Here is a 14,305-nt window from a genome sequence, read left to right on the forward strand (position 1 = left end):
GGCCTTTGAGCCTCGCGCCGCAAGGTCAGGCGAAGGCGGGTTGGGTGTCGCGGGAAGGATACCAATAGACCTGGCCGTCGCGCTCGATGACCTCGATCACCGTCAGCTTGCCGCGGCCGCACGGGCCGCCGGCGCAGCGGCCGGTCAACGGCTCGTAGACCGCGCCGTGGATCGAACACATGATGAACTCCTTGCCGCTGTCGAGGAACTCGCCGTACTGCCAATCCATCTCGGTCGGCACGTGCAGGCAGCGGTTCAGGTACGCCACGATCCGCCCGTCGAAGCGCAGCACGAAGGCGCGCGCCGGTTCGCGGAAATGCAGCACGTCGAACACGAACGCGTTGCCCTTCTCGACCAGTTCGCCAGAGGCGCACAGCGGCAGCGGCTCGGGCCGCGCGGTCGCGGGCGCGGCGGTGGGCTCATCCATGGCGCAGCAGCCAGTTGTGCAGGTCGGCCGTCGAATGCGCGACGTGGCGTGCGCCGTGGCCGTCGAACGTGGCCGGATCATGGGCGCCGAAGCTGACCGCGACGCTGGCGGTACCGGCATTGCGCGCCAGCTGCAGGTCGTGCGTGGTGTCGCCGACCATCAGCGTGCGCGCCGGCGCGACCTGGAACTCGTCCATCAGCTCGACCAGCATGCGCGGGTCGGGCTTGGACGCGGTCTCGTCCGCGGTGCGGGTCGCGTCGAACAGGCCGCGCAGCGCCGAGGTGTTGAGCGCATCGTCGAGGCCGCGGCGGGATTTGCCGGTCGCTACGGCGAGCAGTTGGCCGCGCGCCTTCAACGCCTGCAGCATCGCCAGCGTGCCGTCGAAGAACACGATCTCGTGCTGGCGGGCAAAGTAGTGGTGGCGGTAACGCTCGCCGAGCGCCTTGTAGCGCTCGCGCGGCAGGTCGGGTGCGGCGTATTCGAGCGCCTGGATCAGGCCCATGCCGATCACGTAGCTGGCGCGCTCGTCGCTCGGCACCGCAGCGCCGACATCGGCGCACGCGGCCTGGATGCAGCGGGCGATCAGCGCGGTCGAATCGAACAGCGTGCCATCCCAGTCGAAGACGACCAAGTCAAAATTCATGTGGAAGCCAGCGCCTTCAGCAAAGCCTCGCATTCTGCCGGCAGCGGCGCCTCGAGCTCGATCGTCTCGCCCGAACCCGGGTGCGCGAAGCGGAGTCTGCGGGCGTGCAGGAACATCCGGTCGAAGCGGGCGCCCTTCACCGCCTCGCCGCGCGCCAGCGCCTTGTTCAGCGCGAAATCGCCGTATTTCTCGTCGCCGACGATCGCGTGGCCTTCATGCGTCAGGTGGACGCGGATCTGGTGGGTGCGGCCGGTCTTGATGGTCACGTCGAGCAGCGTGTAGGCGGCAAACGTCTGTGCGACGCGCACCAGCGTGATCGAGCGCTTGGCCTCAATGCTGTCCTCGGCGACCGCGTGGACGCGGCGCTCGCCCTCGGCGGTCAGGAACTTGTGCAGCGCGACGTCGATGACCTTCTTGGAGGCCGGCCACGCGCCGATCACCAGCGCCGCGTAGGTCTTGCCGGTTTCGCGCTGGCGCAGCTGGTCCTGCAGCGCGACCAGCGCCGACCGCTTCTTCGCGATCAGCAGCAGCCCGGAGGTCTCCTTGTCGAGCCGATGCACCAGTTCGAGGAACCTGGCGGTCGGACGGGCCTGGCGCAGCTGCTCGATCACGCCCGAGCTGACGCCGCTGCCGCCGTGCACCGCCACGCCCGCCGGCTTGTCGATCGCGATCAGGAACTCGTCCTCGTAGACCACCGGAAACTCGCGCGCCGGGGCCAAGGGCGCGTCGCTGCGGTCGGCCACCCGTACCGGCGGCACGCGGATCTCGTCGCCCAGCGCCAGCCGGGTGTCGACGTCGGCCCGGCCCTTGTTGACCCGCACCTCGCCCGAGCGGATCACCCGGTAGACATGGGTCTTGGGCACGCCCTTGAGCAGCTTGACGAGGAAGTTGTCCAGCCGCTGGCCTTCGGACGCCTCGTCGATCAGGACGCGCCGCACCGCCAAAGCCGGGGCGGATGCCGGGGTTTTGACCCCGGCCGGTGGGACCGGATTGGCCCCTATAATGCGTCGCACCACGTTGCTGCTGTAAGTGTTTGATTTTTCAGAGTTTAGTCTCCGAAGCATCGCACCCAGCCGACACGAGGTGGTTGGGCCCGAAAGGCCCGACGACAAATGGTGATGCAACGCCTCGAAGCCCCAAGCGGGCGCCGCCCCCACGTGACGGCGCGGCCCAGGGCCCGAAGCGGCAGAGCAAACAAGAACGAGCTCAGACCAAAGGTTTACCCAGGCAGGAGACCGGCTCCGGTCGCCGGACACGGCACCGGAGTCCCATGTTTCTGCCGGCGTCCAGCGGACCCCGACCGATGTTGATCCCCACCCCCGAACCACGGCGCTGCGCGCGCCTGCTGCCCCGGCCAAGAGCCTGCGGTGCGGCGGGCCTGCCCGGCGTGGATCGCCGGTGGCCGACATGCGGCGGCGACGCTGTCACGCACGCGCCAACGCTGCAGGGCGCTCGGCCGGTCCACTGACCGATCCCGACACCGCAGTCCAGGGCGACACCCTTCGCTTCGTTTCTCGTTTCTCGTGCATCGGATCGTCGCCCACCGGCACCCGCCGGGAAGCGGCTGTTGGTGATGCGCGGCCCGCCCCACTCCACGGGCGGCCGGGCGAAGGAGTGCACCCATGAAACGCATGCTGATCAACGCGACGCAGCCCGAAGAGCGCCGCCTGGCGATCGTCGATGGCCAGAAGCTGATGGACTTCGAGACCGAGATCGAAGGCCGTGAGCAACGCAAGGGCAACATCTACAAGGCGGTCGTGACCCGCGTCGAGCCCTCGCTCGAGGCCTGTTTCGTCGACTACGGCGAAGACCGCCACGGCTTCCTGCCGTTCAAGGAAATCTCGAAGAACTACTTCCGCGAAGGCGCCTCGGTGCGCGACGCGCGCATCCAGGACTGCATCAGCAACGGCCAGGAACTGCTGGTCCAGGTCGAGAAGGAAGAGCGCGGCAACAAGGGCGCGGCACTGACCACGTTCGTCTCGCTGGCCGGCCGCTACCTCGTCCTGATGCCGAACAATCCGCGCGGCGGCGGCGTGTCGCGCCGCATCGAGGGCGAGGACCGCGAGGAGCTGAAGGAGAACCTCGACCAGCTCGAGTACCCGAAGGGCATGAGCCTGATCGCCCGCACCGCCGGCATCGGCCGCACCGCGCCCGAGCTGCAGTGGGACCTGAACTACATGCTGAAGCTGTGGACCGCGATCGACGGTGCGGCCAAGGCCGGCAAGGGCGCGTTCCTGATTTACCAGGAGTCGAGCCTGGTGATCCGCGCGATCCGCGACTACTTCACCGCCGATGTCGGCGAGATCCTGATCGACACCGACGACATCTACGACCAGGCCCAGCAGTTCATGGCCCACGTGATGCCGGAGACGGCCCACAAGGTCAAGCGCTACCGCGACGACGCGCCGCTGTTCAGCCGCTTCCAGATCGAGCACCAGATCGAGACCGCGTTCTCGCGCACCGTGAACCTGCCCTCGGGCGGCGCCATCGTGATCGACCACACCGAGGCGCTGGTCTCGGTCGACGTGAACTCGGCCCGCTCGACCCGCGGTTCGGACATCGAAGAGACCGCCACCCGCACCAACCTCGAAGCGGCCGACGAGATCGCGCGCCAGATGCGCCTGCGCGACCTGGGCGGCCTGATCGTCGTGGACTTCATCGACATGGAAGAGTCGAAGAACCGCCGCGAAGTCGAGACCCGGCTGCGCGATGCGCTTCGGCAAGACCGCGCCCGCGTGCAGTTCAGCTCGATCAGCAAGTTCGGCCTGCTCGAACTCAGCCGCCAGCGCCTGCGCCCGGCGCTCAGCGAAGGCAGCCACATCACCTGCCCGCGCTGCAACGGCACCGGCCACATCCGCGACACCGAATCCAGCGCGCTGCAGATCCTGCGCATGGTCCAGGAAGAGTCGATGAAGGACAACACCGCCGCCGTGCACGTGCAGGTGCCGGTGGAAGTGACCTCGTTCCTGCTGAACGAGAAGCGCACCGAGATCACCAAGATCGAGCTGAAGCAGCGCGTCACCGTGCTGCTGGTGCCGAACAAGACGCTCGAGACGCCGAACTACCGGCTCGAACGCCTGCGTCACGACGACCCGCGCCTGGAGAACCTGCAAGCCAGCTACACGATGATCGACGAGCCGGAAGAGGAAGTCGGCATCACGCGCCGCGAGAAGACCAAGGCCAAGCAGGAGCCGGTCATCAAGGGCATCCTGCCCGAGACGCCGGCGCCGATCGCGCCGCCGAAGCCGGCGCCTGTCGTGGCCGCGCCCGCACCGGCGCCGGTCGTCGCCGCGCCGGCCCCCGCACCTGCCCCGGCGGGCGGCGGGTTCTTCGGCTGGGTCAAGAAGATGTTCGGCGTCGAGCCGGCACCGGCGCCGGTCGCGGCACCGGCTCCCGCGCCGGTCGCTGCATCCGCGAAGCCGGCCGAGGGTGGCCGCGGTGAACGCGAAGGTCGCGGCGACCGTGGTGGCCGCGGCGGGCGCGGCGGCCGCGATGGCGCTCGCGAGGGCGGTCGCGACGGCAACCGGGACGGCAAGCGCGGCGAAGGCCGCGGCGAACGTGGCGAGAACCGCGGTGAGCGAGGCGGCGAAGCGCGCGGTGACGGCAATCGCGGCGAGGGCCGTGGCCGTCGACCGGACCGCAACGCCGAACGTCCTGCCGGTGAGGAAGGCGCCGTGCGCACCGACGCGCTCGACGCGACGGCAGCACGCACCGACGAGCGTCCGCCGCGTGGCGAACGCGGTGAACGCGGTGGCGAAGGCCGGCGTGGACCGCGCCCCGACCGTGGTCCGCGTCCGGTGGCCGACGCGGCAGTCGGTGAGTCGGCAACGACCGCGCAGGAAGGCTTCGTCGACACCCTGCCCGGTGCCGAATCGCCCGAAGGCGGTGAAGCCCAGGGCGAGCGCCAGGGCGGTCGCCGTCGCAATCGCCGCGGCGGTCGCGGCGGGCGTGATCGTGAAGAGAACGGCGCCGCGGTGTCCGACGGTGGCCAGGCCGTCTCGGCCGCCGAGCACACCGAAGAGCCGGTCGCAGACGAGCTGGCGGCAACCGAGGCCGTCGTCGAGTCCGAGGCCGGCGCACCGCGCCCCGAGGGCAGCGAAGGCGGCGAAGGCCGTCGCCGTGGCCGCGGGCGCGACCGCAACCGACGCGAGCGCACGCCGGAAGGCGATGCAGTCGCCGCCGAGGGCCTGATCCAGGGTGGCGAACTCGCCACCGCAGCGTTCCACGAGGCCGAGTTCGCGGCATCGGTGGCACCGGTGATCGCCGAACCGGTGGCGCTGGCGCCAACCGCCATAGAGCCCACCGATGTGGCGGCCGCGGTCGAGGCGCCGGCCGCCTTGGCCGACGCGCCGGTGGCTGCACCCGCCGCCGCGGCCCCGGCCCCGGCCCCGGCACCGGCACCGGCACCGGCAACGATGTCGGCGTCCGCGCCGGCGCCCGTCGCCGCGCCGGTGCAGGCCTTCGTGCTGCCGACCGACTCGCTCCAGGCCGTCGCGGAAGCCGCGGGCCTGCAGTGGGTGAACTCCGACGCCGACAAGGTCCGCGCAGTGCAGGCGGCGATGGCCAGTGAGCCGAAGCCGGTGCACGTGCCGCGCGAGCGCAAGCCGGCGATCGTCGTGGACGACGGTCCGCTGGTGCTGGTCGAGACCCGAAAGGACCTCTCGCAGATCAAGCTGCCGTTCGAAACCGCGCAGGGCTCGCAGCCGCAAGCCTGACCGCGCGACGCGCGCGCCGACGCCGCCGCGGCTCACGCCCGGCGGCGCTTTTTCATGTCAGGGCAGGCGTTCGAGCGCGCGCTGGTAGGCCGGGTGGTGCATCAGCTCGTCCCAGGTCAGCGGCGCCGTCTGCGGCAGCAGGTCGAGCCGGCGCGACTCGCTGTCCGGGTCGAGCTGCCACAGGCCCTTGGATTGCGCGTCGAGCAGACCGTCGAGCAGCGCGTCGATCGCCGTGTCGCCAGGCGTGGACTGGTTGCACAGCAGCACCAGGTCGCAACCGGCCGCCAACGCGATCGCGCCGGCCTCCGCGTAGGTGACTTCGGCACCGTTGATGCGGCGCGCCCCGGCCATGCTCAGGTCGTCGCTGAAGATCGCGCCGGTGAAGCCGAGCTGCTGGCGCAGGATGTCCTTCAGCCAGCGCGCCGAGAAACCGGCCGGCAGCGCGTCCACCTTCGGGTAGATCACATGGGCCGGCATCACGCTGGTGAGCGCCGTGCTGAGCCACTCGTAGGGCCGTGCATCGTCCGCGAGGATGGCCTTCAGGCTGCGCTTGTCCACCGGGATCTCGAGGTGGCTGTCGGCCGCGACGAAGCCGTGCCCCGGAAAGTGCTTCCCGCAGTTGTGCATGCCGGCCAGCAGCAGGCCGTGCATCAGGCTCTTCGCCAGCACGGTCGCGACGCGCGGGTCGCGGTGGAGCGCGCGGTCGCCGATCACGCCGCTCGGGCCGTGGTCGAGGTCGAGCACCGGCGTGAAGCTGAAGTCGACGCCGCAGGCGCGCAACTCCGCGCCGAGCACGTGGCCGGCCGCGGTGGCGGCATCGGTCGCTGCCATCGCGCCGCTGCCGGGGCCGCGCTTGCCGTCGTTCATCCACATCTCGCCGAGCACGCGCATCGGCGGCAGGTGCGTGAACCCGTCGGTGCGGAAACGCTGCACGCGGCCCCCCTCGTGGTCGACGCAAATCAGCACGTCGGGCCGGATCGACTTGATCTCGGCGGTCAGCTCGGTGAGCTGCAGCCGGTCCTGCCAGTTGCGCGCGAACAGGATCAGCCCGCCGGTCAGCGGGTGCTGAAGGCGCCGGCGATCGTCGGTGCCGAGGGTGGTGCCGGCGATGTCGAGGACGACGGGGCTATGCGTCACGGAGGTGCTCATGGTCGGGGTTCTTTGGTTTCGACGACGACGAAGCTCGCCGCGTAGTCGGTTTCGTCGGTGACGCTGACGTGCGCCTGCAGGCCGCGCGCGTCGAACCACTCGGCCAGCGCGCCGTGCAGGCGGATCTCGGGCTTGCCGCTCGGGGCCTTGATGACCTCGCAGTGGCGCCAGGTCATCGGCATGCGCATGCCCATGCCGATGGCCTTCGAGAACGCCTCCTTGGCGGAGAAGCGGGTCGCGAGGTAGCTGATGCCGCGCGCCTCGACCTTGGCCAGGCGGCTGCGGAAGACCTGGATCTCGTGCGGACCGAGCACCTTCTCGGCGAAGCGCTCGCCGCGGCGCGACAGCGATGCGGCGATGCGCCTGACGTCGCAGATGTCGGTGCCGATGCCGTAGATCATGCGGCCGCGTGGATGCAGCGCAGGTAGTCGCGCACCGTCTCGGTGTAGCCGAGTTCCAGCGCGTCGGCGATCAGCGCGTGGCCGATCGAGACCTCCTGCACGCCGGGCACCGCGCGCAGGAAGTCGGTCAGGTTGCCGCGGTTCAGGTCGTGGCCGGCGTTGATGCCGAGGCCTTCGCGGAGCGCCGCGTGCGCAGTCGCGGTGAAGACCGGCAGCACGCTGGCGGCCTCGCCGGCGAGGTGCGCACGCGCATAAGTCTCGGTGTAGAGCTCGACGCGATCGGCGCGCAGCGCGCGCGCCGCCGCCATGGCCTCGGGCTGCGGGTCCATGAACAGGCTGACGCGCACGCCGAGTGCCCGCGCCTCGTCGATCAGCGGCGCGAGGCGCTCGGCGTCGTGCGGGAACTGCCAGCCGTGGTCGGAGGTGGACTGCTCGACGCTGTCGGGCACGAAGGTGACCTGGTGGCACGGCAGCCCGCGCGCGACGAGGTCGCGCACGAAGCCCATCAGGTTATGGAAGGGGTTGCCCTCGATGTTGTATTCGGCCTGCGGCCACTGCTGAATCAGCTCGGCCAGCTCGTGCACGTCATGGCGGCGGATGTGCCGCTCGTCGGGCCGCGGGTGCACCGTGATGCCGTGGGCCCCCGCCTCCAGCGCCAACGTCGCGGCGCGCAGCACGCTCGGGATGCCGAGATCGCGCGTGTTGCGCAACAACGCAACCTTGTTGACGTTGACCGACAGCGCGGTCGTGCCGCGGTGCGCATCCAGGCCGGTGGTGAGGAGGGGATTCATGGCGCGAATTTACAGGCTTTGCAGGCCGGTCAGGACTTGGCGGGTGCGCAGCGGCGTCGAGCCGAGGTGATGCTGGATCAGCCCGCGCAGCGGCAGCTTCAGCGCGCCCAGGCAACTGCGACAGGCCTGCTGCAGCGCCGGCAGGCTGCCGTGCTCGAGCGCGGCCTGCAGGCCGATCAGCGCCTCGCCCGGCAGGTCCCCGCCCGGGGCGGTCGTGACGCCGGCGTCAGGCAGCAAGGCGTAGCGGGCGGCCGGCTGGACCGGTTGCTGGGTCGAGGTGAGCAGACTGAGGTCCGGCAGCAGCCCGATCTCCTGCAGCAGCTTGAGCTCGAACGCCCGCAACGCCGCCTGCGCGTGGGCGTCGTCCGGATCGGCCAGGCCGGGCAAGGTGGCGGCGTAGACGTCGAACAGCGCGGCATGCGGGTCGTGCCGCGCGAGCAGCTTCATCAGCAGTTCGTTCAGGTAGAAGCCGCTGAACAGCGCGGCGCCGGTGAGCATCGCGGCCCCGCCGGCCCATTCGGCGCCGCGCAGGGTCTGCACGTCGCTCGCGCCCTCCTCGTGCAGCACCGCCTTGCCGAGCGAGACGGTGATGCGCTGGAACGGCAGCAGCACGCTGCGCAGCTGCGAATACGGCCGCTTCGCGCCCTTCGCGGCGACCGCGATCCGGCCCTGCTCGCGGGTGAACAGATCGAGGATCAGGCTGGACTCGCTCCAGTCGTAGCGGTGCAGCACGAAGGCCGCCAGGGACGTGGAGGGTCGCGTGGCCCGCGTCGCCATCCGGTTCGACTTACTCGTAGCCGTACGAACGCAGGTGCGCTTCGTCGTCGGCCCAGCCCGAACGCACCTTGACCCACAGCTCGAGGAAGACCTTGGCATCCATCAGCGTCTCGAGTTCCTGGCGCGCCTCGGAGCCGATGCGCTTCAGGCGCTCGCCGCCGTTGCCGATCACGATGCCCTTGTGCGAATCGCGCTCGACGACGATGCTGGCCGAGATCCGGCGCAGGTTGCCCTCTTCCTCGAACTTGTCGATCACAACCGTGGAGGTATAGGGCAGCTCGTCGCCGGTCAGGCGGAACAGCTTCTCGCGGATGATCTCGCTGGCAAGGAACTTGTCGGTGCGGTCGGTCAGCGCGTCTTCTTCGTACAGCCAGGGCTGCTCCGGCAGGTAAGGCTTGACGATGCCGAGCAGGCGCTGCACGTCGGCATCCTTCTTGGCCGACAGCGGCACGAACTCCGCAAACGCGTGGCGATCCTGCATGCCCTTCAGCCAGGGCGCCAGGTCGGCGCGGCGCACCACCGTGTCGAGCTTGTTGGCGATCAGGAAGACCGGTTTGCCGCCGCTCTTGCCCAGGTCCTGCATGAGCGCCAGCACCTTCGCGTCGTCCAGCCCGAAACGGCCGGCCTCGACGACGAACAGCACCACATCGACATCGCTCAGCACGCCGGTCACGGTGCGGTTGAGCGTGCGGTTCAGCGCGGCGCTGTGCTTGGTCTGGAAGCCGGGGGTGTCGACGAACACGAACTGCGCGTTGTCGACCGTGCGAATGCCGGTGATGCGGTGCCGCGTGGTCTGCGCCTTTGCGGAGGTGATGCTGACCTGCTGGCCGACCAGCGCGTTCAGCAGCGTCGACTTGCCGACGTTGGGCCGCCCGACGATCGCGACGAGGCCGCAGCGTTGTGCAGCCGGCGCCGGCGCGTCGGCAGGGTTGTCGGTGTCGGTGGTCATGGAATCCTTCAAGACTGCAGCGGGCCGCCTGGCTTGTCGCTGCTTTTGAGCGCATCGAGCATGCGGCGGGCGGCCTCCTGCTCGGCAACGCGGCGCGAACGGCCGACGCCCTGCTCGACCAGGCTCAGCGCCGGCACCTCGCACTCGACCTCGAAGGTCTGCGCATGGGCCTGGCCGCGCGTGGCGCTGATGCGGTAGGTCGGCACCGGCAGGCGGCGTGCCTGCAGCCACTCCTGCAGTTCGGTCTTCGCGTCCTTGGACCAGCTCGCAATGTCGGTCGTCGCGATGATCTCGCCGAACAGGCCCTTGACGACCGTGCCGGCGGCATCGAAGCCACCGTCGAGGAAGGTCGCGCCGATCAGCGCCTCGAGCGCGTCCGCCAGGATCGACGCGCGCTGCGCGCCGCCGCCTCGGGCCTCGCCCTCGCCGAGGTGCAAGACGTCGGGCAACGACAGCTGCAGCGCGACCCGGTGCAGGCTCTCCTCGCGCACCAGGTGCGCGCGCACGCGAGTCAGGTCGCCCTCGTCCGAGCCCTTGAAGCGTTCGTAGAGCAGGCTGGAGACGGCCAGGCTAAGCACGGCATCGCCCAGGAATTCGAGCCGCTCGTTGTGGTCGGCGCCGAAGCTGCGGTGGGTCAGCGCCCGGCTGAGCAGGCGGGCGTCGGCGAAGCGGTGGCCGATGCGTCGCTGCAGGGCGTCCAGGCGGGTTTCCATCATCCCGGGAGCGTACCTACTTCGAGCGACCTTCGTACTTGATCAGCAGGAAGACCGGGCTGATGAGTTCGATTTCCTTGTCGTAGGCGAACTCGATCACGACCTTGTCGTTCTCCTTCGTGATCTTCAGGTCCTTGGCGGAGATCGAGGTGATCGAGTATTCGATGTCCTTGGTGCGCTCGAAGGCGGCGCGGATCTGCGGCACGGTGGAGCCGCCCTCTTGAGCGATCTTGTTCACGGCCTTCTGGATCGTGAAGTACTCGTTCATCGTCGGCAGCACCTTCATCACGATCAACGCAACGAAGCCCACCACGATCGCCCACGCCAACAGGCCGAATAGCGTGACGCCGCGTTGCCGCCGCGCTGTCGAGAGACGCGAAACCCTCATGCTCGAATGCTCCTGTCGATGCGCCCGGGGGGCCTCAATGGAACCCGCCGATGCGCTTCAAGTTGCCGAAATTCATCCAGACGAAGAATGCCTTGCCGACGATGTTCTCGTCGGGCACGAATCCCCAGAAGCGTGAATCTTGGGAGTTGTCCCGGTTGTCGCCCATCATGAAGTAGTTGCCGGGCGGCACCTTGCAGGACACGCCCTCGGCACTGTAACGACAGTTCTCCCGGTACGGGAAGGTGATTTTGTCTTCCGGCCCGTAGAACGGCTGGCTGCGAGGGTTGAGCAGGATCTCGTGCTCCACCGCGCCCAGCTTCTCCTTGAACTCCGGAAAGTACTGGCGCAGGTCCTCGTCGTAGAAACCCGGCGGCGGCGTCTGCTCCATCGGTGCGGCGACGCCGTTGATATAAAGCTGCTGGTTGCGGAACGAGATCTCGTCGCCCGGCACGCCGACCACGCGCTTGATGTAGTCGATGCTCGGGTCCTTGGGATAGCGGAACACCATCACGTCGCCACGTTGCGGGTCGTTGTTGGCGATGATCTTCTTGTTGATCACCGGCAGGCGCACGCCGTAGTGGTACTTGTTGACGAGGATCAGGTCGCCGATCAGCAGCGTCGGGATCATCGAGCCGCTCGGGATCTTGAACGGCTCGAACAGGAACGAACGCAGCAGGAACACGACCAGAATCACCGGGAACAGGCCGGCGGTCCAGTCGAGCCACCAGGGTTGCGCGAGCAGCGACTCGCGGGCCTGCTCGAGGTTGCTGTCGACCTTCGTGATGCCCTGTTCGCTGAGCTTGGCGCGGCGCGCCTGGTCCTGCTGTTCGAGCGTGGCGGCGGCGGCGCGGCGGCGCGGCGCGAAGACGAAGCGTTCGGCGAGCCAGTAGCCGAAGGTGACGACCGTCAGGATCAGCAGCAGCAGCGAGAAATTGCCGCTCCACTTGCCGAAGTACCAGCCACCGAGAAAGACCGCGAGCAGGCCATACAGAACACCGGTCAGTGCACCCATCAATTCAATCTTCCACCTGGAGGATGGCCAGGAAAGCTTCCTGCGGCACTTCGACAGAGCCGATCTGCTTCATGCGCTTCTTGCCGGCCTTTTGTTTTTCGAGGAGCTTGCGCTTGCGGGACACGTCGCCGCCGTAGCACTTGGCGATCACGTTCTTGCGCAGGGCCTTGATTGTCTCACGCGCGATGATGTTCGCCCCGATGGCGGCCTGCACCGCCACGTCGTACTGCTGGCGCGAAATCAGCTCGCGCATCTTCGCGACGACCGCGCGGCTGCGGTACTGGCTCTGGGCCCGGTGGACGATGATCGACAGCGCGTCGACCTTGTCGCCGTTCAGCAGGATGTCCACCTTGACGACGTCGGAGCCGCGGTACTCCTTGAACTCGTAGTCCATCGACGCATAGCCGCGGGAGACGCTCTTCAGCTTGTCGAAGAAGTCCAGCACGATCTCGGCCAGCGGCATCTCGTAGGTCAGCATGACCTGGCGGCCGTGGTAGGCCATGTTGATCTGGTTGCCGCGCTTCTGGTTGGCCAGCGTCATCACCGGGCCGACATAGTCCTGCGGCATGTACAGGTGGACCGTGACGATCGGCTCGCGGATCTCGTGAATGCGCCCCAGATCGGGCATCTTCGACGGGTTGTCGACCTGGATCACGGTCTTGTCGTTCAGCTCGACCTCGTAGACGACCGACGGGGCCGTCGTGATCAGGTCCTGGTCGAACTCGCGCTCCAGCCGCTCCTGCACGATCTCCATGTGCAGCAGGCCGAGGAAACCGCAGCGGAAGCCGAATCCCAGGGCCTGACTGACCTCGGGCTCGTAGCGCAGCGACGAGTCGTTGAGCTTGAGCTTCTCGAGCGCGTCGCGCAGCTGGTCGTACTCGCTGGCCTCGGTCGGGTACAGGCCGGCGAAGACTTGCGGCTGGATCTCCTTGAAGCCGGGCAGTGCCTCGGCCGCCGGACCGAGGTTGTTCGGCAGCTTCTTTTCGAGCGTGATCGTGTCGCCCACCTTGGCGGCCTGCAGTTCCTTGATGCCGGCGATGATGAAGCCGACCTCGCCGGCATTGAGCTGCTCGCGCGCGACCGACTTGGGTGTGAACACGCCCAGGCTGTCGGCGTTGTAGACCGCGTCGCTCGCCATCATCCGGAAGCGCTCGCCCTTGAACAGCGTGCCGTCCACCACGCGCACCAGCATCACGACGCCGACGTAGTTGTCGAACCAGGAGTCGACGATCATCGCCCGCAGCGGCGCATTCGGGTTGCCGCGCGGCGCGGGCATGCGGGTGATGACGGCCTCGAGGACGTCGTCGATGCCCATGCCGGTCTTTGCGCTGCACGGGATCGCGTTCTCGGCGTCGATGCCGATCACGTCCTCGATCTCGGCCTTGGCGTTCTCCGGATCGGCGTTCGGCAGGTCCATCTTGTTCAGGACCGGGATCACCTCGACGCCGAGATCGAGCGCGGTGTAGCAGTTGGCGACCGTCTGCGCCTCGACGCCCTGGCTCGCATCGACCACCAGCAGCGCGCCTTCGCACGCGGACAGCGACCGGCTCACTTCGTACGAGAAGTCGACGTGGCCGGGGGTGTCGATCAGGTTCAGGTTGTAGATTTGGCCGTCTCGCGCCTTGTACTCCAGCGCGGCGGTCTGTGCCTTGATCGTGATGCCGCGCTCGCGCTCGATGTCCATCGAGTCCAGCACCTGCGCTTCCATCTCGCGATCGCTCAGGCCGCCGCAGCGCTGGATCAATCGATCGGCGAGGGTGCTCTTGCCGTGATCGATGTGAGCAATGATCGAAAAATTTCTGATGTGGTTCATGCTTGCTGCGATGTGTTTGGCGCGAGCCTCAGCGCGTGCGCACAACGGCGAGACCGTTGCGACGGAGGCTCATATCGCGAAGCGCTGTGTCGCCGTGAAGCGGCGTGTCGAAGTCAAAAAAAAGGCACGTCGAATCAATGACGCGCCTTCCAACAAAACGTATGGCAACTGCTTGTTGGGACTTCATTGTATTCAAAAGAGGCCGGCTGCAAACCGCGCCGTTGCTCGATTTAGCGCCGTTGCGGACCGCCAACACGAAAAACCATGCACAGGTTATCCACAAATGCTTGTGGATGGCTTGGGGATAGTTTCAGCGCAGCGTTTTCGTTGCTCGATTTGGCAAAATGCATCCGCCGCCGGGTCGCATTCTACCGTCCAGACGGAACAATCCGGCGCCCGCTGCGACTTGTTAGCGGCCGCAAACATTCATGGCCGCTCCACGCGCCTCGTCGGACCGCGCCAAGTAATTTGTAACGGTCGCGCCGGTCTCACGACATGAAAAGACCCGGCCGAGTCACCGGGCTCCG

13 protein-coding genes are annotated in these 14,305 nt (G+C 68.1%); 1 reads left to right on the plus strand and 12 read right to left on the minus strand.

Annotation, left to right across the window (positions count from 1 at the left end):
• Positions 1–25: 25 nt before the first annotated feature.
• From ACWH49_RS05125 to ACWH49_RS05135, 3 genes are read right to left on the minus strand one after another with little or no spacing between them, the layout of a single operon-like run.
• Positions 26–427, minus strand: coding sequence for a Rieske (2Fe-2S) protein (locus tag ACWH49_RS05125; protein ID WP_448170482.1), 402 nt, complete (start codon positions 425–427; stop codon positions 26–28).
• Positions 420–1,070 carry an HAD family hydrolase gene (locus ACWH49_RS05130; protein WP_448170483.1) on the minus strand — a complete coding sequence of 217 codons (651 nt, stop codon included), beginning with the start codon at positions 1,068–1,070 and terminating at the stop codon, positions 420–422. The genes ACWH49_RS05125 and ACWH49_RS05130 overlap by 8 nt, the downstream gene beginning before the upstream one ends.
• Positions 1,067–2,008 carry an RluA family pseudouridine synthase gene (locus ACWH49_RS05135; RefSeq protein ID WP_448170484.1) on the minus strand — a complete coding sequence of 314 codons (942 nt, stop codon included), beginning with the start codon at positions 2,006–2,008 and terminating at the stop codon, positions 1,067–1,069. The genes ACWH49_RS05130 and ACWH49_RS05135 overlap by 4 nt, the downstream gene beginning before the upstream one ends.
• Positions 2,009–2,692: 684 nt before the next feature.
• Here ACWH49_RS05135 and ACWH49_RS05140 point away from each other — a divergent pair.
• On the plus strand, positions 2,693–5,785 hold the full coding sequence (locus ACWH49_RS05140) for an Rne/Rng family ribonuclease (protein ID WP_448170485.1): 3,093 nt from the start codon (positions 2,693–2,695) through the stop codon (positions 5,783–5,785).
• Positions 5,786–5,842: 57 nt separating this feature from the next.
• Here the strand turns inward: ACWH49_RS05140 and nagZ are convergent, their stop codons facing one another.
• From nagZ to lepA, 9 genes are read right to left on the minus strand one after another with little or no spacing between them, the layout of a single operon-like run.
• Positions 5,843–6,934: a beta-N-acetylhexosaminidase gene (gene nagZ, locus ACWH49_RS05145; RefSeq protein ID WP_448170486.1), complete on the minus strand. Its 1,092-nt coding sequence runs from the start codon at positions 6,932–6,934 to the stop codon at positions 5,843–5,845.
• A complete protein-coding gene (gene acpS / locus ACWH49_RS05150; RefSeq protein WP_448170487.1) occupies positions 6,931–7,335 on the minus strand; it encodes a holo-ACP synthase in 405 nt (134 codons plus the stop codon). The genes nagZ and acpS overlap by 4 nt, the downstream gene beginning before the upstream one ends.
• Positions 7,332–8,126, minus strand: a complete 795-nt coding sequence (locus ACWH49_RS05155) for a pyridoxine 5'-phosphate synthase (protein WP_448170488.1) — start codon at positions 8,124–8,126, stop codon at positions 7,332–7,334. The genes acpS and ACWH49_RS05155 overlap by 4 nt, the downstream gene beginning before the upstream one ends.
• A 9-nt stretch (positions 8,127–8,135) precedes the next feature.
• Complete coding sequence (gene recO, locus ACWH49_RS05160; protein ID WP_448170489.1) at positions 8,136–8,903, minus strand: DNA repair protein RecO; 768 nt, start codon at positions 8,901–8,903, stop codon at positions 8,136–8,138.
• A gap of 10 nt (positions 8,904–8,913) precedes the next feature.
• The gene (era, locus tag ACWH49_RS05165; RefSeq protein ID WP_448170490.1) at positions 8,914–9,852 is read right to left on the minus strand and encodes a GTPase Era; all 939 of its coding nucleotides are present in this window, start codon (positions 9,850–9,852) and stop codon (positions 8,914–8,916) included.
• An 8-nt stretch (positions 9,853–9,860) separates the two neighbouring features.
• Positions 9,861–10,565, minus strand: a complete 705-nt coding sequence (gene rnc, locus ACWH49_RS05170) for a ribonuclease III (RefSeq protein ID WP_448174308.1) — start codon at positions 10,563–10,565, stop codon at positions 9,861–9,863.
• A 16-nt stretch (positions 10,566–10,581) separates the two neighbouring features.
• On the minus strand, positions 10,582–10,953 hold the full coding sequence (locus ACWH49_RS05175) for a DUF4845 domain-containing protein (RefSeq protein WP_448170491.1): 372 nt from the start codon (positions 10,951–10,953) through the stop codon (positions 10,582–10,584).
• 34 nt (positions 10,954–10,987) lie between these two features.
• Entirely contained in the window at positions 10,988–11,965 is a 978-nt protein-coding gene (lepB, locus tag ACWH49_RS05180; protein WP_448170492.1) for a signal peptidase I, read from the minus strand.
• Positions 11,966–11,969: 4 nt separating this feature from the next.
• Positions 11,970–13,778, minus strand: a complete 1,809-nt coding sequence (lepA, locus tag ACWH49_RS05185) for a translation elongation factor 4 (protein WP_448170493.1) — start codon at positions 13,776–13,778, stop codon at positions 11,970–11,972.
• Positions 13,779–14,305 lie beyond the last annotated feature (527 nt).

This window comes from Rhizobacter fulvus (genome assembly GCF_964020785.1).